General features: G+C 65.9%; 19 protein-coding genes. 5 read left to right on the top strand and 14 right to left on the bottom strand.

Annotated features, from left to right (window positions below):
- The first annotated feature begins 36 nt into the window (after positions 1-36).
- The 3 genes from BCR55_RS23345 to BCR55_RS23335 all read left to right on the top strand — a co-directional run bounded on the left by BCR55_RS23345 (position 37) and on the right by BCR55_RS23335 (position 2,508).
- A complete protein-coding gene (locus tag BCR55_RS23345; RefSeq protein WP_065496085.1) occupies positions 37-999 on the top strand; it encodes a helix-turn-helix domain-containing protein in 963 nt (320 codons plus the stop codon).
- 95 nt (positions 1,000-1,094) lie between these two features.
- A complete protein-coding gene (locus tag BCR55_RS23340) occupies positions 1,095-2,039 on the top strand; it encodes a GlxA family transcriptional regulator (protein WP_006406052.1) in 945 nt (314 codons plus the stop codon).
- A 100-nt stretch (positions 2,040-2,139) separates the two neighbouring features.
- Positions 2,140-2,508, top strand: coding sequence for a YbjQ family protein (locus BCR55_RS23335; protein ID WP_065496083.1), 369 nt, complete (start codon positions 2,140-2,142; stop codon positions 2,506-2,508).
- Between the two features lie 31 nt (positions 2,509-2,539).
- Here BCR55_RS23335 and BCR55_RS23330 read toward each other — a convergent pair whose 3' ends face one another.
- The 7 genes from BCR55_RS23330 to betC form a co-directional block, all read right to left on the bottom strand.
- Positions 2,540-3,241 carry a PepSY-associated TM helix domain-containing protein gene (locus tag BCR55_RS23330; RefSeq protein WP_065496081.1) on the bottom strand — a complete coding sequence of 234 codons (702 nt, stop codon included), beginning with the start codon at positions 3,239-3,241 and terminating at the stop codon, positions 2,540-2,542.
- Complete coding sequence (locus BCR55_RS23325) at positions 3,238-3,921, bottom strand: Fe2+-dependent dioxygenase (RefSeq protein ID WP_006406049.1); 684 nt, start codon at positions 3,919-3,921, stop codon at positions 3,238-3,240. Before BCR55_RS23325 ends, BCR55_RS23330 begins: the two co-directional genes overlap by 4 nt.
- Before the next feature lie 45 nt (positions 3,922-3,966).
- The gene (locus BCR55_RS23320; RefSeq protein WP_065496079.1) at positions 3,967-6,171 is read right to left on the bottom strand and encodes a TonB-dependent siderophore receptor; all 2,205 of its coding nucleotides are present in this window, start codon (positions 6,169-6,171) and stop codon (positions 3,967-3,969) included.
- A 570-nt stretch (positions 6,172-6,741) separates the two neighbouring features.
- Positions 6,742-7,992, bottom strand: a complete 1,251-nt coding sequence (locus BCR55_RS23310) for an MFS transporter (RefSeq protein WP_065496741.1) — start codon at positions 7,990-7,992, stop codon at positions 6,742-6,744.
- Positions 7,993-8,195: 203 nt separating this feature from the next.
- Positions 8,196-9,335, bottom strand: a complete 1,140-nt coding sequence (locus BCR55_RS23305) for a porin (protein WP_006396383.1) — start codon at positions 9,333-9,335, stop codon at positions 8,196-8,198.
- 266 nt (positions 9,336-9,601) lie between these two features.
- A complete protein-coding gene (gene choX / locus BCR55_RS23300; RefSeq protein WP_053298252.1) occupies positions 9,602-10,564 on the bottom strand; it encodes a choline ABC transporter substrate-binding protein in 963 nt (320 codons plus the stop codon).
- 45 nt (positions 10,565-10,609) lie between these two features.
- The gene (gene betC, locus BCR55_RS23295; protein WP_065496075.1) at positions 10,610-12,145 is read right to left on the bottom strand and encodes a choline-sulfatase; all 1,536 of its coding nucleotides are present in this window, start codon (positions 12,143-12,145) and stop codon (positions 10,610-10,612) included.
- 228 nt (positions 12,146-12,373) lie between these two features.
- Between betC and BCR55_RS23285 the strand changes: the two genes are divergently transcribed.
- A complete protein-coding gene (locus tag BCR55_RS23285) occupies positions 12,374-13,291 on the top strand; it encodes a LysR family transcriptional regulator (RefSeq protein ID WP_065496073.1) in 918 nt (305 codons plus the stop codon).
- A 162-nt stretch (positions 13,292-13,453) separates the two neighbouring features.
- Positions 13,454-14,329, top strand: coding sequence for a formyltetrahydrofolate deformylase (purU, locus tag BCR55_RS23280; RefSeq protein WP_039216836.1), 876 nt, complete (start codon positions 13,454-13,456; stop codon positions 14,327-14,329).
- Positions 14,330-14,515: 186 nt separating this feature from the next.
- Here purU and BCR55_RS23275 read toward each other — a convergent pair whose 3' ends face one another.
- The 7 genes from BCR55_RS23275 to BCR55_RS23245 all read right to left on the bottom strand — a co-directional run bounded on the left by BCR55_RS23275 (position 14,516) and on the right by BCR55_RS23245 (position 23,446).
- A complete protein-coding gene (locus tag BCR55_RS23275; RefSeq protein ID WP_059940898.1) occupies positions 14,516-15,703 on the bottom strand; it encodes an ADP-ribosylglycohydrolase family protein in 1,188 nt (395 codons plus the stop codon).
- Between the two features lie 497 nt (positions 15,704-16,200).
- Positions 16,201-17,856 (bottom strand): APC family permease, encoded by a 1,656-nt coding sequence (locus tag BCR55_RS23270; protein WP_053298248.1) that lies wholly within the window; start codon positions 17,854-17,856, stop codon positions 16,201-16,203.
- 178 nt (positions 17,857-18,034) lie between these two features.
- The gene (locus BCR55_RS23265) at positions 18,035-18,898 is read right to left on the bottom strand and encodes a glycine betaine ABC transporter substrate-binding protein (protein WP_006406029.1); all 864 of its coding nucleotides are present in this window, start codon (positions 18,896-18,898) and stop codon (positions 18,035-18,037) included.
- Between the two features lie 131 nt (positions 18,899-19,029).
- Positions 19,030-20,178, bottom strand: a complete 1,149-nt coding sequence (locus BCR55_RS23260; RefSeq protein WP_006406027.1) for a hybrid-cluster NAD(P)-dependent oxidoreductase — start codon at positions 20,176-20,178, stop codon at positions 19,030-19,032.
- Positions 20,179-20,207: 29 nt separating this feature from the next.
- Positions 20,208-21,449, bottom strand: coding sequence for an aromatic ring-hydroxylating dioxygenase subunit alpha (locus BCR55_RS23255; protein WP_006396366.1), 1,242 nt, complete (start codon positions 21,447-21,449; stop codon positions 20,208-20,210).
- 45 nt (positions 21,450-21,494) lie between these two features.
- Entirely contained in the window at positions 21,495-22,280 is a 786-nt protein-coding gene (locus BCR55_RS23250; RefSeq protein WP_006396365.1) for an electron transfer flavoprotein subunit beta/FixA family protein, read from the bottom strand.
- Positions 22,277-23,446: an electron transfer flavoprotein subunit alpha/FixB family protein gene (locus tag BCR55_RS23245; protein WP_006409130.1), complete on the bottom strand. Its 1,170-nt coding sequence runs from the start codon at positions 23,444-23,446 to the stop codon at positions 22,277-22,279. The genes BCR55_RS23250 and BCR55_RS23245 overlap by 4 nt, the downstream gene beginning before the upstream one ends.
- Positions 23,447-23,450: the final 4 nt, after the last annotated feature.

Raw genomic sequence — 23,450 nt, 5'->3', positions numbered from 1 at the left:
TAATCTTGCGCCGTTTGCACGCTACCGGGAGGCGCTGTGTTGGTGTTTCACCAGACGTTCGACGACGCAGACCGACATGCGGAGGCGCTGCGCGGCTGGAATCAGCGCTACGACCAGATCGGGCCGGGCGCGTATCGCAGCGCGGTCAAGCATCTGGCGCTCGAGGGCCTCGAGCTGTTTCAGGAAACCGCGAACGTCCGCATCACGCAGCGCGGCTGGCTGCCTGCCGGTCACACCGTGTTCGGCATGCCGCTCGCCGGCGCCGGCGCATTCGCGTTCGGCGGCGCGCGCATCGAACGCGGGACCATCGTGCTGGCGCGAGGCGGCGCTCCTTTCGAATTGCATTCACCCGACGACATGTCGCTGATCGGCGTGCTCGTCGATGCGGCGCTGATGGCGCAGATCGAGGAAGCCGCCGAGTTGCGCATCGACGAACGCACGCTGCGGCGCGGCGTGATCGATCTTCCGATGGCCGCGCGCATGCGCGCGGGCGTGCAGCTCGCGACGCTGCTCGAGCGCGCGCTCGCCGCGCCGGACGCGCTGCGCGACGCGCGCATGCAGTGCGAGTTGCGCGGCGAAGTGGGCAACGTGCTCGTCGATCTGCTCACGTACTGGATGCCCGACGCGTCCAGCGGCCTCACGCAGGCGTGCCGCGCCGACATCGTGCGGCGCGTGCACGACTACGTGATCGCGCATCCCGAAGCGCCGGTCGACATCCTGAGCCTGTGCGCGCAGTTGCGCGTGAGCCGCCGCACGATGCAGAACAGCTTTCAGTCGGTCGTGCAGACGAGTCCGCTCAACTACGTCCGCTCGCTGCGCCTCGCGCAGGTGCGCCGGATGCTGCTCGATACGCGGCAGTCCGATCTGTCGATCGCCGATGCCGCCGCGCACTGGGGCTTCATTCATCTCGGGCATTTCGCGAACGCCTACAAGGCGCAGTTCGGCGAATTGCCGTCGACGACGCAGCGCCGCTCGACGCGCGGTGCAAAATCGCACTGAGCCGGCCCGAAACCCGCGATAATCTGCGGCAGACCGTTCTGCCGTCGCGGCCGCGCCCCGCACGCGACCTTTCGTCGACTTCTTCCTACGCTCCGATGCCCGAGGATTTCCACTTCCTGCTGCTGCCCGGCTTTTCCGCGCTCGGCTTCATGTCCGCGGTCGAGCCGCTGCGCGTCGCGAACCGGTTTCGCACCGAGCTTTACCGTTGGCACGTGCTGAGCATCGACGGTGGGCCCGTGCGCGCGAGCAACGGCATCCCGGTCGCTGCCGAAGCCGCTTGCGCGGACGTCGAGCGCGTCGATACGGTCTTCGTCGTGGCCGGCTTCGAACCGCTCGCCTGCTACACGCGCGCGCTCGGCGACTGGTTGCGCCGGCAGCATCGCCACGGTGCAACGCTCGGCGGCATCGATACGGGCAGCTTCGTGCTCGCGGAAGCCGGGCTGTTCGACGCGTCGCAGCCGCTGACCGTGCACTGGGAAGCGCTCGCCGCGTTCCGCGAGCGCTATCCGCGGCTGAAGGCGACGCAGGAGCTGTTCGAGATCGACGCGCGCCGTATCACGTGCGCGGGCGGCACCGCGTCGATCGACATGATGCTCGACCTGATCGGCCGCCGGCACGGCGCCGAACTCGCGGCCGTGATCTCCGAACAATTCGTCGTCAGCCGGATCCGGCAGCGCTCCGACAGCCAGCGGCTCGAGATCGCCGCGCGCTACGGCGTGCACAACCGCAAGCTGATCCAGGTGATCGGCACGATGCAGCGGCATATGGAGAACCCGCTCGGCTCCGACGCACTCGCGCAGGAAGTGTCGATCACGCGCCGCCAGCTCGAACGGCTGTTCAGCGCGACGCTGAACGACACGCCGACGCGCTTCTATCAGAACCTGCGGCTCGACCGCGCACGCGAACTGCTGCAGCAGACGGACATGAGCATCACGTCGGTGTGCGTCGCGTGCGGATTCGAATCGCCGTCGCATTTCTCGCGCGCGTATCGCGCGCGGTTCGGGACGAGCCCGCGCAACGACCGGTGCGCGACGCGCTGAAGCGGCCGGCGCTCGCCCGGCGTTCCGGCATCGGCGCCGGCACGCATGGCGGCCCGGCTACAATCGCCGTTCGACCCGCAACCGATGGACGGCTTTCCCGATGACCGACGCTCCCCGCTCTCCCGACGCGCTGTCGCCCGATCGCGTCACGACCGCATTCGACCTGCCCGGCCATACGACGGTACGCGCGCTCGGCGTCGCGCAAGGCATCGTCGTGCGCTCGCGCTCGATCGTCGGCACGTTCGGCGCGTCGCTTCAGACGCTGTTCGGCGGCAACATCACGCTCTATACGTCGCTGTGCGAAAAAGCGCGCCAGCACGCGTTCGACAAGATGCTCGACGACGCACGCCGGCTGGGCTCGAACGCCGTCGTCGCGATGCGCTACGACTCGACCGAGATCGGCTCGGGCGTCACCGAAGTCATCTGCTACGGCACGGCCGTGCAGGTCGCGCCCGACGCGGGTCGCTAGCGCCGGCTCGAAGCAATACGCGCCGGGCGCTTCAGACGCTCGCCGTGCACACGATCGCGACGATCGAGCCGACCACGAGCAGCGCACCGACCGTCTTGCGCTTGTTGAGCCCCGTCCACAGCAGCACGCCGGTCAGCGACAGCAGGATCAGCGCGCCGGCCAGCGTATCGACGAGCAGCACCCAGCCGATGCTCATGCCGACGCCCTTGTGCAGGTTCGTCAGCCACGCAAGCGTGCCGTTGCCGGTACGCTTGAGCGTGATCGCGTCGCTGCCGACCCAGTAGTCGACCGCGACGTTCTCGCGCGGCGACGCGAACACGAGCTGCCAGTGCTCGGGCTGCACGGTCTCGCGATCGCCCCATGCGACCGGATGCGCGGGTTCCTGCTGCACGCGGCCCATGCGCGCCGGCAGATGCAGATCCGGTTGCGTACGCAACCACGTCGCGAGTTCGCGCGGCGACGCGGGCGCCGGGACGGGCACCGCGAGCCGCAGCGTGTCGACGCGCGGCGCGCCGGTCTGGATGCGCAGCGGCGGCGCACGATGATTCAGCAGGAAGCCGGTCGTGCCGAACAGCAGCCCGAGCGCCGCGCCCCAGAGCCCGACCCAGCCGTGTATCTTGCGCAGCCATTGGAGGAACGTGCCGCGGCGCGAGCGCGCGCTGCCGCCCCGCGCGCCGGACGCCGTCCGCGACACGGGCACCGATGCAATCTCAATGGAATCGATCACGCTCACATCTCGCTCCAGATTCGCAAAAGGTTGTGGTAGCAGCCGACGAGGCTGCGGCATGCCTGCGGATCGGCGCCACCGGCATTGAGCCGCTGGATCGCCGTATCCATGTCGAACAGCAGCGCGCGCTGCGCATCGCTGCGCACGAGGCTCTGCACCCAGAAGAAGCTCGCGACGCGCACGCCGCGCGTGACCGGCGTGACCTGATGCAGGCTCGTCGCCGGATAGACGATCATGTCGCCGGCCGGGAGCTTCACCTGCTGCACGCCGTACGCATCCTCGATCACGAGTTCGCCGCCGTCGTATTCGTCGGGCGCGGACAGGAACAGCGTGACCGACACGTCGGTGCGCAGCTTCACGCCGTTCGGGAGCACGCGCACCGCGCCGTCGACGTGGCTGCCGAACGTCATCCCGCCTTCGTAACGGTTGAACAGCGGCGGATAGACCTGATTCGGCAGCGCCGCGCTGATGAAGAGCGGATGGCGCTCGATCGCCGCCAGGATCACGTCGCCGAGCTCGCGCGCGATCGGCGAATGCTCGGCGATCTGCTGGTTGCGCTTGACCGGCGCGCCCGTATAGCCGGCCGTCGCGCGGCCGTCGACCCACGCGTCGCCCGCCTGGTCGAGCCGGCCGCGGATCATGCGGACCTGTTCCGGCGTCAGCACGTTCGGAATGTGTACAAGCATCGTTTCACCTGTTTCGTCGATTGGCACGCCGGCCGCACGCGCCGCTCAGAACCGGTAGTCGAGCGTCGCGAGGAACGTGCGCCCGATGCCCGGCACCGCGCGCCCGCCGTCCGACTGGATCAGCGCATCGTAATAGAACTTGTCGGTCAGGTTCAGCACGTTGAGCCGCAGATCCCACCGCTTCGCGTGATACGCGGCCGTCGCATCCCAGCGCGTGTAGCCGCCCACCTGCACGTAGTTCGTGTTGGCCGCATAGCGCCCCGACATGTAGGTCGGGCCGCCGCCGATTTCCCAGTGCGGCGTGAACGCGTACGTGGTCCACAACGTGAACGTGTTGCGCGGCGTGTTCGCGAGCGTCTTGCCCTGCGTGCCGTCGCGCGCACTGAGGATCGTACCGTTCATGTACGTGTAACTGCCGAACACCTGCCACTTCGGCGTGATATGGCCCGTCACGCTCGCCTGGAAGCCGCGCACGCGAATATCGCCTTCGAGCAGGTATTCGCCCGTCGACGTCTGCGTGCGTGCATTGCTCTTCTCCTGCTGGAACAGCGCCGACGTGACCGACAGGTTGTCGTTCAGCAGATCCCACTTGCCGCCGACCTCGTACGACTTCGTGTGTTCGGGCGACAGGTTCTGCGTGTTGTTCGTGACCGTCAGCGTCTCGAGCGACGGGTTGAACGACGTGCCGTACGAGAAGTAGTACGACTGCGATTCGGTCGGCTGATAGATCACGCCGGCACGCACGCTCGTGAAGTTGTTCGTCTGCGACGCGTAGCCGGGCGCGCTGATCGTGTTCGCGAGATGCGCGCGGAAGCGATCCCAGCGCAGCCCGCCGACGAGTTTCCAGTCGCGGCCGATCGATATCGTGTCGTTCAGATACGCGGCGAGCGTCGTCGCGCCCGATTCCGCGTGGTTGGCCGGCGTCTGCCGCGCGTTCGCCGCGCTCGACGACAGATATGCGGGATCGATCAGCGACAGGATCGGTAGCCCGCTGCGCGTGTATGCCTGGTTCGTATAGCTGTCGTGGCCGACTTCGATGCCCGCGATCAGGTCGTGCTTGACGAAGCCCGTGTCGAACTTGAAATGCGCCATCGTATCGTTGTCGATCGAATGGTTTTCGATCACGCGATCGTGGCTCGCGAGCCGCACGTACAGCGCAGACATCGGCAGCGACGTGTAGTTGCCGTTCGTCAGCGCGGTGCTCGACGACAGCGGCCCCGTCAGCACCGCGTTCGCGGCCGTCTCGCGCGCGTCCGTCATCGAATGGGAGAACGACGTGCGGTTGCTGATCGTCAGCGCGTCGTTCACGCGATGATCGATCCGCGCGGACACCGTCTGCACGTCCTGGATCGTGCGGTCGTCGGTCAATCCGTAGAACGTGTGCTTCGATACGGGCGCCGGATGGCCGTTCACGGCGAGCACGCCGTAATCGGGCATGTCGTAGTTGTGCTGGATCAGCGCGGACAGCGTGATCTCGGTCGGCGTGCCGATGCCGAAGCGCAGTTCCGGCGCGATCCCGTAGTCCTTGTTTTTCATCACGTCGCGCGTCGAGCCGAGCGACTGGCCGAACGCGTTGATGCGCAGCGCCGCGGTCGCGCCGAGCGGCCGGTTCAGATCGACGCTCGTGCGATAGCGGTCGTCAGTACCGATCGTCGTCGACACTTCCGCCGACGGCTTCAGGTTCGCCTTCTTCGATACCTGGTTGATCACGCCGCCCGTCGAGCCGCGCCCGAACAGCATCGAGGACGGTCCGTACAGCACCTCGACCGCATCGAGATCGAAGGTGTCGCGGTAGTACTGGTTGCGATCGCGAAAGCCGTCGAGATAGATGTCGTTCTGCGCGGTGAAGCCGCGCAGATTGATGTTGTTGCCGATCTGCCCGCCTTCCGCGCCGCCGATCGTGATGCCCGGCGCATTGCGCAACGCATCCTGGAACGACGTGAGCCCCTGCGACTCGATCAGCGCCTTGTTGATCACCGTGACCGACTGCGGAATGTCGCGCAGTGCGGTCGGGGTCTTCGCGCCGACCGTCGAGCGCTCGGCCTGGAAGTCCTGCTGCACGGCTTGCCCGGATACGCTGATCGTCGGTAGCGCGTCGCGCACGGCGCTGGAAGCGGCCGGCGCCGTATCGCCGGGCGAGGCCGCAGCGGGCGAAGCGTCGACACGCGCACTCTGTGCGACGGCGGGCGAAGCAATAGGCAAGGCAAAGGCCAACGCGAGCGCGCTCGCGAACGGGGTCCTGTTCGGCATGGTAATTCAGTGTGGATGAACCGGCCGCGTGGACGCGCGGCGATACGCGCGCACGAGGCACGATGCGTTGGCTTGCCGGCCGCGGACGCTCGGAATCAGCGCCGACGAGGCTGGCTGGCTACGGTTGACAGGTGACCGGCGGCAGCGCCGCGGCGGTCATGCAAATGAGAATCGGTATCATTCCATGTATTTCTTTTTGTTTCAATTGATAACCGCATCATCAGACGAAAGCGAGTTGTTTCGGAAAATTACAGAAAGAGAAGCGTAATTTTAATAATGCTTTTGTAATGATCGCGCATCGATTCATCCGACGAAATGATCGCGTCAGCCTTTACCAGCAAGGCTTTGACGCATATGCCGTTTTGAATTCCACCCGCGCACCCGAAAGCTTCCGACAACTTTCTGCCGAATCGACATTCCGCATTCAGCTGCATGGCTGCCGGCATTTTTATCGGTCGGACGATTGCACCGGCTAAAAGCGTTGTTAATTCGACAGAAACAAGAAGGCAATTTGAAATGAACCGCACGCAATATGTCCGCGGCCGTCGCCGCACCCGTTACCCGCGCGCGTTACCGATCGCGTTCGAGCGACGTCATGTTGCGCAGCGTCGGAAAGAGCCGCATCCACGCGAGCGCGACCGCGATCGTGGCCGCGCCGCCGACGACGATCGCCGCGGGCGCGCCCCACCACGCGGCCGTGACGCCCGATTCGAACTCGCCGAGCTGGTTCGACGTGCCGATGAACAGCGCATTGACGGCGCTGACGCGGCCGAGCATGTCGTCGGGCGTGCGCAGCTGCACGAGCGAGAGCCGCACGACCACGCTGATGACGTCGGACGCGCCGAGTGCCGCGAGCGCGACGAGCGACAGCGCGACATGCCGCGACAGGCCGAACACGATCGTCGCGATGCCGAACGCGATCACGCCGCCGAACATCGCGCGGCCCGGCCGCGCCTTCAATGGAAAACGCGTGAGCCAGAGCGTGCCCGCGAGCGCGCCGACCGCGGGCGCCGCGCGCAGTGCGCCGAGCCCCCACGGCCCGACCTGGAGGATGTCGCGCGCATAGATCGGCAACAGCGCGGTCGCACCGCCGAACAGCACCGCGAACAGATCGAGCGACAACGCGCCGAGTATCGCCGGCTCGCGCCGGATGAACGCGATGCCGGAAAACACCGAGCGCAGCGTCACGGGCTCGCGCGCGGGCGGCGCGCTGCGCAGCGGAATCGTGCCGCTCAGCAGCGCGGCGATCGCGAACGCGGCGACGCTCGTGCCGAACGCGACCGGCGCACCGAGCCCGTACAACAGCCCGCCGAATGCCGGCCCGAGAATCTGTGCGGCCTGATTCGCGGAGGTCGACAACGCAGTCGCACGCGGCAGCTCGGCGCGCGGCACGACGGCCGGCAGCAGCGACGATACGGACGGCGACTCGAATGCGCGCGCGGTGCCGACGATCGCCGCGAGCGCATAGACGCCCGGCGCGGCGAGCCAGCCTTGCGCGGCGCCGAGCAGAAACACGCCCGCGGCAAGCGCCTCCACGCTTTGGCAGATCGTCGCGATGCGCCGCCGGTCGAAGCGGTCGGCGACCTGCCCGACGACGAGCGTCAGCGCGAACATCGGCACGAACTGCGCGAGGCCGACGAGGCCGAGCGCGAACGCGCTGTGCGTGAGCGCGTACACATGCCAGCCGATCGCGACCGACAGGATCTGGAAAGCCAGCGACGACATCACGCGCGTGCCCCAGAACCGCCGGAACGGGGCGTGACGAAACAGATTGGCGGGCAGTTCGGAAGCGGTGCGGGCGTCGGGCAACGGAGCGGTCATCGATATCTCGGCTGGGCGGCGCGGCGTGCCGCCGACCGCTTGGCCGGACGGCCCGATCGCGGCCAAGCCGCGATGATATGACAAATGCGCGCGCGCAGCCGGCCCGCCCTGCGCGCCGTGCCGCGCACATAAAAAAAAGCGCGAACCGCAGTTCGCGCGAAAGAGAGACCTCGCTGAAGACGTCGAACGAGCCGGTGCGCCGGTCAGAACGAATGCCGCATCCCGATGCGCACGTCGGCCTGCGTCTGCGTCGTGGACGGCGTGAAGCTGTAGCCGATCACCGCATCGACACCCTGCGATGCACGCAGGTAGTCGCCCGAGATGTACACGTCGGTGCGCTTCGACAGCAGGTAATGCAGGCCGGCCGTGCCCTGGTTCCAGTGGTGGCCTTCGAAGCGCGTGTGCTGATAGCCGGCGATGAAGCTCAGTGCCGGCGTGAACTGATACAGGCCACCGCCTTCGTACACCTGCATGTGCGACGACTGGCCGAAGCCCTTGATCGTCGTGTACGAGTAGTTCGCATCGAGCGTCAGCTTGCCGATCGTATAGCTTGCGCCGACGCCGAACGTGCCCTGGCTGTCGACGTTCATCGCCGTGTTCGCGAACAGGTCGGTCCGCTGGCCGGTCGCCGGATCGACGGTCACCGTCTGCTGGCCGAGGAACGTGTGCGTGCCGATCATCGCGTACGGATCGAACGCATAGATGCCGTTCGGGTTGTTCAGGCGCGTGTAGGCCGCGCCGATCGAGAAGTCGCCCTTCGTGAAGCTGGCGCCCGCGCTCCATGCGCTGTTGCGGTGGAAGTTGCCGGCGACGTTGCCGAACGAGTACATCGCGCCGAACTTGAAGCCGCTCAGGTCGCTCGACAGGAACTTGACGGAGTTGGGCAGGCGATCGCCGTTGAAGCGGTCGAAGTCGCCCTGGTGGATCGCGTAGCCGCTGCCCCACGCGGAGATGTTGTAGATCGACACGAGCTCGTTGGTGATGTCGAGCTGATTGCCGAACGACAGCGTACCCCAGTTGTTCTGCAGGCCGACGTAGGCCTGGCGGCCGAATTCGGCGCCGCCGAAGCCGAGCTGCCCGTTGCCGAGACGGAAGCCGCTTTCGAGCGCGAACACGGCCTTCAGGCCGCCGCCCAGATCCTCGGTGCCCTTCAGGCCGAAGCGGTTTCCATATGCGACGCCGTCGTCGAACTTGAACACGTGCGAGCCGCCGGTGTTGTTCACGTACGTGACGCCTGCGTCGATGATCCCGTACAGCGTCACGCTGCTTTGTGCATGACCGATCGCGGGAACACACGCCGCGCATGCGAGCGCGACTGCCACGGCAACTTTCGATTGCTTCATTGTCGACCACCCTCCCTGACCCGTTCGATGGAAATAACCGCTGGTCCGGCGCGCGCCGCGATACGCCGGCTCAGGGTTGATATGTAATTCGGTAAATCGGATGGCTTCGGTATTTCGTTTTCCGCAATAGCGCAGCCATGGCCGAAAAATACAAACCCATATTTCCTGCGACCCGTCTGAACGCGACACCAAATGGTCTCGTTGCGACCGCTCGGGAAAACACGGATGCCGCGCGGCACGGTGCAACCGGCCGGCGGCGCAGCCGATCAATGGCCGTCCAGCGCCGCGCGCACGGCCGGCAGGCCCGGTGCGCCGGTAGCCGTCGTCACGCCGTCCAGCCAGCCGGCGACGAGCGACGGGTCGGCCTTCAGCGCGTGTTGTGCGGCGAGCGCAGGCGACGTCTTCTTTTCCAGCATGTCGGCGATCATGCGGTTCTCGACATCGACCGAGAACGTCATTTGCCGGAACAGGCGCGCGAGGTTCGTGCACTGATCGGCGAAGCCGGCGCGGGCCACCGTGTTGACCGTCGCGCCGCCGTAGTTCGGGCCGAAATATGCGTCGCCGCCGGACAGATATGTCAGCTTGAACTTCGTGTTCATCAGGTGCGGCTCCCACGCGAGGAACACGATCCAGCGCTTGTCGCGCACCGCGCGCTCGACCTGCGTGAGCATCCCGGTCTCGCTCGACTCGACGAGCGACCAGTTCGCCGGGCCGAGCGCATGGTCGGACAGCATCCGCTTGATGTTCTGGTTCGCCGGCGCGCCGGGCTCGATCCCGTAGATCTTGTCGCCGAAGCGATCCGCGTAGCGTGCGAGATCGGCGAATGTATGAACACCGGCCGCAGCGACGTAGTCGGGCACCGCGAGCGTGAACTTCGCGCCGCTCAGATTCGCGTGCAGCACGTCGATCGATTTCTCGTCGACGAACGGCTTCACGAGCGGCGCCTGCGCCGGCATCCAGTTGCCGAGGAATACGTCGACCTGCCCTTTCTTCAGCCCCTGATACGTGATCGGCACCGACAGGTTCGCCACGTCCTGCCGATAGCCGAGCGCCTTCAGCACGACGCCCGCCATCGCGTTCGTCGCGTCGATGTCGGTCCAGCCGGGCGCCGCCATCCGCACGTCGCGGCAGGTCTGCGGTTCGGCCGCATGCGCGGCCGTCATGCACGCGGCCGCGGCGAGCGCCGCACCGATCCGGATTGCTGCATTGCATTGCCGTTGCCGTTTCATCGTCCGCTTCCTCCGTCGTTTGTCAGTGATCGCGATGCGATACGTTCAGTGCCCGACGCGCGGAAAGCGCGCCATCGCTTCGAGCGTGTCGAGTTCGATGTGATTGCGCATATAGCGCTGGCTCGCATCGGTGAAAGGCTGCCAGTCCCACGGCTGGATCCGGCCTTGCGTCGTCGCCGCGTAATGAAAGCGGCGGCGACGCTGGCTCGCGCGCACCTGCCGGTCGAGTTCCGCCAGGTTCCAGCGCCGTGCCGCTTCCGCGCGGAAGGCAGCGAGCACGTCGGCCGCCTCCGGCGCGCCCGCGAGATTCGTCAGTTCGCGCGGATCGTCGGACAGGTTGTACAGCTGCTCCGGATCGGCCGGGCAATGCACGTACTTCCAGTCGCCGCGCCGAATCATCACGATCGGCGCGATCGCGCCTTCAGCCAGATATTCGCCGAGCGCGACATCGTGTGCGGCCGTGCCGCGCAGATGCGGGACGAGACTGGCGCCGTCCACCGCGTCGGGCCAGCCGCCTTCTGGCGTCGCGTTCGCGAGTTCGACGAGCGTCGGCAGCAGATCGAGATGCGACACGGGACCGCGCACGCGCGCCGCGTCGAAGCGGTGCGGCGCATGGACGATCAGCGGCACGCGACAGCCGCCTTCGAAGAACGTCATCTTGTACCAGAGCCCGCGCTCGCCCAGCATGTCGCCGTGATCCGACGTGATGATCACGATCGTGTCATCGGCGAATCCGCACTGCTCGAGCGCCGCGAGCACACTGCCGAACTGCGCGTCGACGTACGACGTCGCGCCGTAGTAGGCGCGCCGCGCCGCGCGGATCTGCGCGTCGCTCGGCGGCGTGCGGTCGTTCTCGCAGACGAAGCGCAGCCGCTGCGAATGCGGATCGCTGTCCGATGCGCCGAGCCGCACGGCCGGCATGTCGATCTCGTCGTCGCTGTACAGATCCCAATATTCGCGCGTGATCGCATACGGGTCGTGCGGGTGCGTCAGCGACATGACCATGCAGAACGGCCGTTCGTCGCGGCCCGCTGCGCGCTCGCGCGCGACGTCGTAGAGCTTCTGCTTCGCGGCGAACGTCACTTCGTCGTCGAAGTCGAGCTGGTTCGTGCGCACGCACGGGCCAGCATCGAGCACCGAGCTCATGTTGTGATACCAGCTCGGCCGCTCCGTCGGGCGGTCCCAGTCGGGCACCCAGCCGAAGTCGGCCGGGTAGATGTCGGTGGTCAGCCGCTCCTCGAAACCGTGCAGCTGGTCGGGGCCGCAGAAGTGCATCTTGCCGGACAGCATCGTCCGATAGCCGGCCGCGCGCAGGTAGTGCGCGAACGTCAGCGTTTGCGCCGGCAATTCGGCGGCGTTATCGTAGGCGCCGATCCCGGACGGCAGCTTGCCGGTCAGCAGCGAGAAGCGCGACGGCGCGCAGAGCGGGCTTGCGCAGTAGGCGGCGTCGAACACCACGCCTTGCGCGGCGAGCCGGTCGAGCGTCGGCGTGCGCGCGACGCGGTTGCCGTAGGCCGGCAGCGCGAACGGCGTCAGCTGGTCGGCCATCAGGATCAGGATGTTGGGAGTCGGGTTCGTCATCGGCGTTCGTGAGGAAATCGCTGTTCGAATGGAACGGATCGACGCGCAGGCAGCGGCGCATCCGGCATCGCGGACGCAGCCTGCAGAAAGTGCCGCGCGCAGCGGCCGCGACTGGCTAGAATCGCGGAAGGCCTTGCGCGGCGCGGTGCCGCGCCGTCGGATGCACTATCTCCCGCCCGAATTCGCGCGGGAAGGCGTCCGGCTCTTATGGGGCCATTAGAGGGACTTATGTCGAAACCGGAACCGTTACCGTCGATGCAGGCGTTGCGCGCGTTCGAGTCGGCCGCGCGGCTCGCGAGCTTCACGGCCGCTGCGCGCGAGCTCGGCTCCACACAGCCGGCCGTCAGCCAGCAGGTGTTTCAGCTCGAGGCCGAGCTCGGCGTGCCGCTGTTCGAGCGCAGCCCGCGCGGCGTCACGCTGACGGCCGACGGCGAATGCCTGTACGAGGCCGTCCGGCTCAGCCTCGACACCCTGCGCGGCGCCACCGCCACGTTGCGCGCGCGCCGCGAGCACGGCACGCTGACGATCGTCACCGACTTCGGTTTCGCGACGTACTGGCTGATGCCGCGCCTTGCGGGGCTCAAGCGCGTGATGCCCGACGTCGACGTGCGCGTGGTCACGTCGCAGGACTACGACGCGCAGCGCGACCATGCCGACATCGCGATCCTGTTCGGCGACGGCCACTGGCCGTCGTGCACGGCCGCAAGGCTGTTTGCGGAGTCGGTCACGCCCGTCTGCTCGCCGGCGTTCCGCGCTGCGCATCCGCACGTCTCGCGGCCCGAGCATCTGGCTGCGCTGCCGCTGCTGCACGTGCAGCCGACGCGCCCCGAGCGCTGGCTGTCGTGGGCCGGCTGGTTCGACGCGCACGGCCTCGACGCGCAGGCCGCGGCGCGCGGCGTGACGTTCAACAGTTACGCGCTCGTGATTCATGCGGCGCTGCTCGGCGAAGGCGTGGCGCTCGGCTGGTCGCCGCTCGTCGACGAGCTCATCGCGGCCGGCCAGCTCGTGAAGCTCGTCGACGCGCCGGTCGTCACGTCGCGCGGTTATTTTCTGGTACGGCCGCCGCAGCGGCCGGAGCCGGACGCGACGCATGTGTTCCGGCGGTGGCTGCTCGATGCGTGTGCGGGGGCGGGGGCGGGCGTGTAAACCCTGCGCCGCTCCCCTTCCCCGATTTCCCGGCCGCCCGCCCGCTGGCGCGCCGATACCAGTCACACGGCGCGTCGGTTCTATCCGCTCGCAATCTGGCCTGATTTACTACGGCATCGCGATTTGCAGTCGCGAATCGCCTACCGAGACCAGAGGAGCCCCATGAGCGACGTCCACCGTCCCGAACAATTCGTCCTGACGCTGTCGTGCGCGAGCGCAGCCGGCCAGGTCGCTGCCGTCGTCGGTTTTCTCGACCGCCATCGCTGCTACGTCGACGCGCTGAACGTGTTCGACGACGATCTCAGCAATCGTTTCTTCGTGCGCTGCGTGTTTCATCCGACGGATGAGACGCTGCAGATCGACGCGCTGCGCCAGGAATTCGCGCCGATTGCGGCCGGCCTCGGCAGCGAGCTGCAATGGGCCATCCACGACGTAAACGCGCGTCCGAAGGTACTCATCATGGTGTCGAAGCTCGAACACTGCCTCGCGGATCTGCTGTTCCGCTGGCGGATGGGCGAGCTGAAGATGGACATCGTCGGCATCGTGTCGAACCATCCGGACTTCGAACCGCTCGCCGCGCAGCACGGGCTGCCGTTCCGCCACTTCCCGATCACGCCCGACACGAAGGCGCAGCAGGAAGCGCAGTGGCTCGACTTCTTCGAGACGAGCGGCGCCGAGCTCGTGATCCTCGCCCGCTACATGCAGGTGCTGTCGCAGGAAACGAGCGCGAAGCTCGCGAACCGCGCGATCAACATCCATCATTCGTTCCTGCCGGGTTTCAAGGGCGCGAAGCCGTATCACCAGGCGCATGCGCGCGGCGTGAAGCTGATCGGCGCGACCGCGCACTTCGTGACCGACGATCTCGACGAAGGCCCGATCATCGAGCAGGTCGTCGAGCGCGTCGATCATGCATTGCGGCCGGAGCAGTTGCTCGCTGTCGGACGCGATGTCGAATGCATCACGCTCGCGCGCGCGGTGAAGGCGTTTATCGAGCGAAGGGTGTTTTTGAACGGGGATCGGACGGTGGTGTTTTCGTAAGGCGCGAGAGCTTTTCCTTGCGGTCGCGGCCTGCCAAGGAACGCACGACACGCGTGTCGTGCGCTCTGCGTCCGGCCGGAAATCTCTGAACCGATATCGGTCAAGCGCGCATTCGCTTCCCGTCCTTGCTGTTCCTCTATGCAGCGTTGGAACCTGTGGCTACGGCTCAACGCTTTTTGCGCGCCTTCAATCCCCGGATTGATCCATGCGGGACGCTGCCAGCAAGTCCTCGGCAAAGTGATAAAACCCGTGTGCCGCGTGCGTATTGACGATCCATCTGACAGGAATCCGCGTCTCTCCGTAGCAGGCGCCGGCGACCTGCCCAAAAACGGCGCCGATGGTATCCGAGTCTCCCGCCAGATTAACCGCCGCAAGCATTCCCGGCTCGAAATCGTCATGGTGATAGAACGCCCACAATGCCGCTTCGAGCGTGTCGATCACGTAGCCCGACGACGAGATCTCGCTGCGGGATTTTTTCTTGTACGAGCCGCGTGCGATTTGCTCGACGGCCGGCGCGAGTGGATTTTCATCCCAATACCCGGGCAGAGGCGAGAATCGACCGCCTAAGATGTCTTCTTTTGAAAACCCCGCGAACGCGCCCCACATCAGCGCGGCAAAAAACCTGCAGGCATCGACGGCCTCTTTCGCCCCATGCGTAAGCCGGGAGCTTTCGGCTGCAAAATGCACCGCCTTCTCGAAATCGTTCGCATAGAACAGCACGACCGGAGCGAGCCGCATCAGCGATCCGTTTCCTGCCGAATGCGGATCGGTGTCGCCGGAGAACGCATTCCCCGTTTTCAAGAAACGATCGAGCGCTGCCCGGGTGGTACCGCCGATATCGAAACACTCTCCAGTCGGGCTGTATGCGCCGAATCGATACCAGTAGGAAAAAGCCAGCATCGCATGGTCGGGATCGAATCGATGCGAATGGAGAAGACTGTACGCGAGACAGCATGCCATGCTCGTATCGTCGGTCCAGTCGCCGGGCTTGAGATGAAAGGGGCCGCCCCCGACGATATCGGTAACCGTAGCGCTGTCTCTCGGCGAAAACTCGAGCGTCGTGCCTAGCGCATCGCCAATTGCCAGTCCCAGCATTGCGCCGCGAAACCGATCGATGATTTCCGAGCTGTCCGCGCCGATCTGCTGCTGAACGGCGCGCAACGCATCACGATCGGCCCGCGGATTCCGATTCCTGAACTTGAAATATTCGCTCAGCCATGGCGTCTTGAGCGTCACATCCGCGTTGGTGAATCGGCCGGAATAGGGCTGAAAACCCATATCCGCGGGATATCGGCTACGTCGCGCCACACGCGCGGCCGCACGCTCGACGGCCGCCCGCTGCTCTGCCGACAACGCTGCATCCTTATCGCTCATCACTGTTCTTCCAATGTGATATTCCAAGATCCCTCGCGGCGTCGTTACTACGGTCGAGAACCTTGAACAGCGTATCAGACTTGAGCAATACCTCCGCTCCCCGAGCGGTATTCCGAAGTGAGCTGACCGATAGCCATTGTCCGCAAGCTTGGTCAGTCCGTTAGACGCCTCCGTGGTCAAGCGGCCCGATTCGCCGGGGTTCCTGGCACACAGTGCCGGGTTGGCCTCCTCGTACAGGTTGGAGCTATAGCCGCGTATCGCCAGAAATTCGCGGAACTCCATCCTGCATGACCGAGCGGGTCGGTCCGACGAGGCGAGCTCCGCGAACTAACAGAAGGCGGGAGGATGAGCGGAGAAAAAGACAATGCCGCAGAACGCAGCCGTAGAGATGAACGGTTCGGCCGGGGCGGCCTGTTACACCTGCCGTACCGCGATCGCGCGACAGCCCCGTGCGAGCTTGCCAGGACCGGCGCGCGAATCGGGCACGCGTGAAGCGCTCACTTCACCCAGGCAAAGTAATACGACAACCAGATCGTCAGCGCCGCGCCGATCAGCGCCGCATACGGTGCGAGATTCAGCCACACGCTGCGCTTCGGCACCTCGAGCTCCATGTCGCGCTGCATCTGCGCGGGAAAGCGGCCGCGATCCTGCCAGTAGTGACGATAGAGGAACACCGGCACGATCAGCAGCATCGCGATCAGCCCGTTGCGCAGCGTGCCTTCGCCTTGCAGATTCGCGCCCGCGCCGACATACACGAGGTTCGCATACCCGCAGATCGAGCCCGCGACGAGCAGCCAGGTCGGGCAACGGAACGGACGATCCCAGCTGCCGCGATCCATCCGGTGGATCCAGCCCGACTGCAAATTCAGGAACACGAACAACATGTAGCAGACGTTGGAAATCGACAGCACCGTCATGTAGTCCGACATCATCAGCAACACGAGGTTGAAGCCGAGATCGGTCCACATCGCGCGCGTCGGCGCGCCGTGCTCGTTCACGTGCGACAGGAATTTCGGCAGCCAGCCGTCGACCGATGCCTGATAAAGCGTGCGCGACGAGCCCATCATCGACGTCATCACGATCAGCAGGATCGACAGCATCAGCATCACGACGACCGCATTGGCGACCCACGCGCCGCCGCCGACGATCTTCGCCATTGCGGCCGCGACGCCGGTGCCGTCGCCGATCGCCGGATCGAGCATCGCCTGCGTGCCGAGCGCGCCCTGAAACGCCATCGGCACGAGCGTCATCACGACGAGACAGAGCGCACCCGACCAGAAAATCGCCTTCGCGGTGTCGCGACGCGGATCGCGGAATTCGCGCGTATAGCAGACGGCCGTCTCGAAACCGTACGACGCCCAGCCCGCCATGAACATCGCGCCGAGCGCCATCACGACGCCCTGCCCGTTCCACGTACCGAACGTCGCGGCCGTCAGATTGCCGTGCGCGTCATGGCCGAGCGGCAGCAGCGGGAGCAGGTTCGACATCGGCACGTCGCCGGTGACGAACGGCACGATGCCGACGATCAGCAGCGGCGTCAGCGAAGCGATGCCGAGAATGCGCTGCGTGCGCGCGGCTTTCGACGCACCGCTGTGCTGAAGCTTGAACGTGATCAGAAGCAGGATCGTCGCGATGATGAACGTCGCGTTGATCCGCAATGACAGACCCGGCTTGATGAAACCGAGATCCGCGACCTTGAACTGCCAGTGCAGCACCGCTGCATCGGCCGGAAAGAGACTCGTGAGCGCATAGCTCGCGGCGAGACCGCAGCCGAGCGCGAGCATCGGAGACCATGCGAGCCAGTTGCACCACACGGAAACCGGGGCAATCAGCTTGCTGTAGCGAACCCAACCGATCGCGCCGTATACCGACGCGCCGCCCGATTTATGAGGAAATAGCCCCGATATTTCCGCATAAGTCGCGCTTTGGATCAGCCCCATCGTGATCGCGGCGATCCAGATCGCCCACGCGGGCTGGCCGATCGTCGCACATACCCCGCCGATCGTGAACAGCACGCCTGCCGGCACGCCGCTCGTCACCCAGAATGCGTCCTTCCATGTCAGGCCACGATGCAGCGTATGGCCTGTCGAATCATGTGAGATGGTTGCCTCGACATCACTGGTGCGGCTCGCACGCAGTCCTGCTTGACTCATCCAAATCCTCCTGTGATGACTCCGCACAAGCGCCGTAGTGTAACAACATGCGCACTTTCTTGCAGAATCGGTAAAAAAATTCCGGGATATGGGAGCAAGTCATCGCGATCGTTTCGGATTCCTGCTCGCCATTCCCGGCGTATTGTTTTGATGTTTCGGCTGACGAACCGTCAGCCGTTTACTGCGCGCCTTCGGTCCATGCGTTCACGCGGTCGGCATGCGCGGCGATCCACGCGTCGGCAGCCGCTTCCGGCTTCGCGCCGTTCTGGATCGCGAGCATCACGCTGTCGATCTCGCCCGGCTTCCACTGAAATTTCTTCAGGAAGGCAACGACCGGCTTCGCCTTCGTTTCGAGCTGCGGATTCACGACACTGTCGACGTGCTCGGCACCGCCGAACACCTTCTTCGGATCCTCGAGGAAGCGCAGCTTCCATTTCGCGAACATCCAGTGCGGCGCCCAGCCCGTCACGATCACCGGCTTGTTCGCGCTCACCGAGCGCGACAGTTCGGCCGTCATCGCGCTGCCAGAACTCGGCATCAGCGTATAGCTGAGCCCGTAGTTCTTGATCGCTTCGTCGGTCTTGCGCATCACGCCCGCACCGGCGTCGATGCCGACGATGCGGCCGCCGAAACTGCTCTTCTCCGCGTTCAGATCCTCGATGCTCTTCGCCTTCACGTAATCCGGGACGATCAGGCCGATCTTCGCGTCGGGAAAGTTCGCGCCGACGTCGACGACCTTGCTCTTGTATTCGCTCCAGTACGAGCCGTGCGTGACCGGCAGCCAGGCCGACAGCGTCGCGTCGAGATCGCCGCGCGCAACGCCCTGCCACATGATCCCGGCCGCGACCGGCACGAGCTGCACCTGGTAGCCGAGCTTCTTCTCGATCACGCGGGCCGCGACATTCGAGGTCGCGACGCTGTCGTCCCAGCCTTCGACGTAGCCGATCTTCAGCGTCGGTTTCGTATCCGCGAGCGCGGATGCACTCAACGCCACCATCGCCGACAGTGCGCCGGTCCACAACAGTTTTCCGAGTAGCTTCATGGTCGATCTCCTTGAAATGCGCACCCTGCGCGTTGTCTCTCTAGGTTCTTCAACCACAAATCCGCGGTAGCGTTTTTTTCCGACAGATGCTTGTCCGGATGCGACGCGGCGCGTCGCATCGCGGCCGGTCGTTACTTATCGATGACGAGATCCGAAAGCGGCTTGCTGCAGCACAGCAGCACCATGCCCTGGTCGATCTCGCGCTGGCGAATCCCGCCGTTGTGCTTCATGTCGACCTGACCCGACACCAGCTTTACCTTGCAGGTGCCGCACATGCCCTGCGTGCACGAGGCCGGCAGCCGCACGCCCGAGCGGCGCGCCGCATCGAGCACGTGCTGATCGGCGCCGCACGACACCTCGCGGTTGCTCTTCGCGAAGCTGACCGTGAACTGCTTCGTCGCGACCTCGGCGTCGTCGGCCACCGGCGCGAGCTCGGCGAGCAGCTCGTCGCTGGCCGTCTGCGCGAGCGTCTCGAACGAGAAGCTTTCCTCGTGATAGCGCTTGCGGTCGAAACCGGCTTCGTCGAGCAGGTCGCGCACGGCCTTCATGTACGGCGCCGGGCCGCACGTGAAGATCTCGCGCTCCATGAAGTCCGGTGCGATCAGCTTGAGCAGCGGCAGCGTCAGAAAGCCGGTGACGCCCGGCCAGTTCGTGCGCGTGCCGACGCGTTCGACGACGAACGACGTGCGGAAATTCGCGTGGTTCGACGCGATCAGATCGAGCTCGCGCGCGAAGATGATGTCGTCCGGCGTGCGTGCGCTGTGCACGAACACGATGTCGCGATCCTCGGCGAGATCGTGATGCGCACGGCTCATCGACATCAGCGGCGTGACGCCCGAACCCGCGGACAGGAACAGATACTTGCGCGCTGGATGCCGCGCGCAGGTGAACTCGCCGGCCGGCCCGAGCACGCGTACCGACGCGCCCGGCTGCAGGTTGTCGTGCAGCCAGTTCGACACCTTGCCGCCCGGCACGCGCTTGACGGTGATCGAGATGGTGTGCGGCCGCGTCGGCGACGACGAGATCGTGTAGCAGCGATTGATCGTCTCGCCGTCGATGTCGAGCTCGAGCGTGATGAACTGGCCGGGCTCGAACGAGAACGTGCGGCCCTGCGGCGAACGGAAGAAAAAGCTCTTCACGTCGTGCGTTTCCTGCCGCACGTGGCAGCACACCAGCGTTTCCTCGACGTCGCTCGTCCAGCGCTCGGCAAGGGCGTTCCAGAAAGCCGGGCGCGTGACCCGGCTGTCGGTCGGCTCGAAATTGGCCGCATCTCGCATCATGTTTGACTCCGCTGCTAAATCGCTAATCGCTATGCGCCGGTCTTTTCGGCGAGCCGGCCGATGTACCACGCCGAGAATTTCTCGACGAGCCCTTCCGTGAACGGCGAGTACGGGCCGGGCTCGTATGCGCTGCTGTTCGCGCCGCGCTGCGAGAATTCGACGAGCGCGCGGTCCTGGTCGTTGGTCGCGTTCCACACGGCCGTCAGGTTCTTCACGTCGTAGTCGATGCCTTCCTTCGCATCCTTGTGCACGAGCCACTTGGTGCGCACGAGCGTCTTGCCGGCCGACAGCGGAATCACGGAGAACGTCACGATGTGATCGCTCATGAAGTGATGCCACGAGTTCGGCTGCGTCCAGAACGACAGCCCGCCGAGATCGGCCTGGCGGAATTCGCCGAGCAGCTTCTTCGAGGCGACCTTGGCGTCGAGCGTCTGCGACTCGCCGCTGCGATCGAGCGGCAGCCGCTGCGTGCGAAAGCCCGTCACGTCGAGCAGCTTCTCGATCTCGACCGACGGCAGGCCCATCTCGGCCCATTCCTTGCCGCGGCGGATGCAGGTTTCCGCAAAGGCGTCCATCCCTTCGGCGTTCGCCTCCGAGCGCTGATAGCCGAAGCCGTATTCGTACAGCGAGATCGTCAGCTCCGGATGGTTCGCGACGCAGTGATAGCACTCGCGGTTGTTCTCCATCGTGAGCTTCCAGTTGCCTTCCTCGATGATGTCGATCTGCGCGGCGATCTTCGTGTTCGGCAGATCGTGCGGCAGCAGATACGGCTCCATCGCGGCGCGCATCTGCGCGAAATCGGCGGGCGGCTCCTCGGCGAGGCAGATGAAGATCAGGCCCGCGAGGTTCTCGACGTGCACCGGCTTCAGGCTGTGCTTGCAGCGGTCGAACTTCTCGCCCATGTGCTCGGCGAACATCAGCTGGCCCGTCAGGTTGTACGTCCAGCTGTGGTACGGGCACACGATGTTGCCGACCGAACCCTTGTCCTCGTTGCACAGGCGCGCGCCGCGGTGGCGGCACACGTTGTGGAACGCACGGATCTCCATGTCGTCGTCGCGCACGATCAGGATCGAATCGCTGCCGAGTTCGACCGTCACGTAGTCGCCCGGCTCGGGAATGTCGGGTTCGACCGCGACCTGGATCCAGTGCTGGCGGAAGATCGCTTCCATGTCCAGCGCGAAAATCTCCTCGCTCGTGTAGAACGGCGCCTCGAGGCTGTGGCCTTCCTTGCGTCGCTCGATCAGTGCACGAATGTCTGCCGATACTTTCATCGTTTGCTCCGGATTCCTTGCATCCCTGGGTTCTTGCCGACAGAATCAATAGTCGATGAGCTGATGCTCGCGCAAATACGCGAGGATCACTTGTGCTTTTTCGACCGAACTCCCCTCAATTACGACGTTGCCGCCACGGCTTTCGGTCGTCGTCGCCGACAGCATCCGGGCATGCCCGGAGCGCTTCTCGGCGGCCGCCAGCTTCACCGGCTTGCGCTCGATCGGGCCGACCTTCCATGCGGCCGTTTCGGCGTCGGCGCCGGTCACGGTGCGCGCCGGACGAATCGTCCCGGCACGCAGCCGGGCGTACGCGTAGCGCGGCTGCGCATTCGCGAGCGGATGGACCGCGACGACGGCCGGCAGCGCGGCATCGACACGGCGACGCAGGCCTTTCGGTAAGAATTGCCGCACCGTCGCGCGGCCGCCGTCGACCGACACGTCGACGGCCGATCCGACGAGCGGATAGCCGAGCGCCGCGGCGACGCGATACGGCAGCATCCCGCTGTCGAACGCACCTTCGGCGCGCGTGCCGGTCAGCACGAGGTCGTAGCCGTCGACGCGGCCAGCGAGCGCGCGCGCGACGTCTTCGCCGTCGTCGCAGACGAGCACGTCGACCGTGCGCGCACCGAGCGCAAGGTATTCGGCGAGCGCGGGATTCGCGGGATCGCCCGCATGAATCACGTCGAGCTGCGCGCGATGCCGTTCCGCGAGTTCGCGGCCGAGTTCGAGCGCGGCCGCATCGTTGCGGCTGTAGCGCGCGGTCCCGCTGACCGGATGCCGGCCGACGGACACGAGCACGGCGATGCGTTGCAACTGGCGAGGGGCGTTCATGCTGCGACTCCTTCCGGTTCACGAGCGCCGACCGCGGTCGGCGATTGTCCGCGCGCGGCACGCGCGGCCTGCACCTGTTCGATCAGCGCGGCGATCGTCGCCTGCGCGTCGCCGACTACCGTCAGGTTCGCGCGCTTCGCGATCGGCGCGCTGCCGTCGAGGTTGACCGCGATCACGTGGCGGCAATCCTTGATGCCCTGCAGGTGCTGCACCGCGCCCGAGATCCCGAACGCGATATAGACGCTCGCTTCGACCGTCTTGCCGGTCGCGCCGACCTGCTTGTCGCGCGTGAAGTGGCCGTTGTCGACCGCGACGCGGCTCGCGCCGATCGCCGCGCCGAACGCGCCGGCCAGCCGCTCGAATGCGGCGATGTCGGTCACGCCGTTGCCGGCCGATACGATGAAGTCCGCTTCTTCGAGCGCGACCTGCGCGGCGTCGATTTCCTCGAGGCCGAGATCGCGATACGGCTGTGCGGCGTCGGCGGCCGGCCGGATGAAATCGGCGGCCAGCCGCTCGCCCGCGCCGACGAACGGCAGCTTCGCTTCGACCGCGTTCGGCGCGAGCAGGATCACGTCGGGCAGCGCGCGCGTCGCGAACGCGCGCTTCGCATGCACGTAGGCGCCGACGTGCTTCGCATCGATCTCGACGACGTTCGTCGCGACGCTTGCGCCGGCGACCGCGGCATAGCGGCGGCCGAGATCGCCGTCGCCCGTCGCGTTGTCGGGCACGAACACGTGTTTCGGCGCGAGCGCGGCGACGCAGGCCTGCAGCGCCTGCAGCTCGCTCTCGGGCGCGAACGCACGGCGATCGAAGCCCGCGAGTTCGACGAGCTTGTCGACACCGAGCTCGGCGATGTCGTCCTTCAGTTCGCCGAAGGCGAGCAGCGCGACTTCGGTCTGCGCGTCGGCGAGCAGCGCGGCCGCGGCGATCGCCTGGCGCGACAGGTCGTCGAGCGAGCCGCGTTCGGCATGCGCGACCACCAGCATCGTATGCTTCGGGTCCTGCACCGCGCGGCGCGGCTTCGCGGCGGCGGCCGCATGGCCGTGGGCCGGCCATTGCGCGGCACTCGCGTCCGCGCTGCCTTCCTCGCCGAGCGTGATGCGTTTCAGGCCGGCGGCCGTGATGACGAACGGTCGGCGCGGATCGATTCGTTTGATCTTGTTCATCGAT

Origin of the sequence: Burkholderia sp. CCA53 (assembly GCF_001685525.1) — a bacterium.
Taxonomy (GTDB): domain Bacteria; phylum Pseudomonadota; class Gammaproteobacteria; order Burkholderiales; family Burkholderiaceae; genus Burkholderia; species Burkholderia multivorans.
The sequence above is the reverse complement of the archived record's forward strand: the minus strand, read 5'-3'. Positions and strand labels throughout refer to the sequence as shown.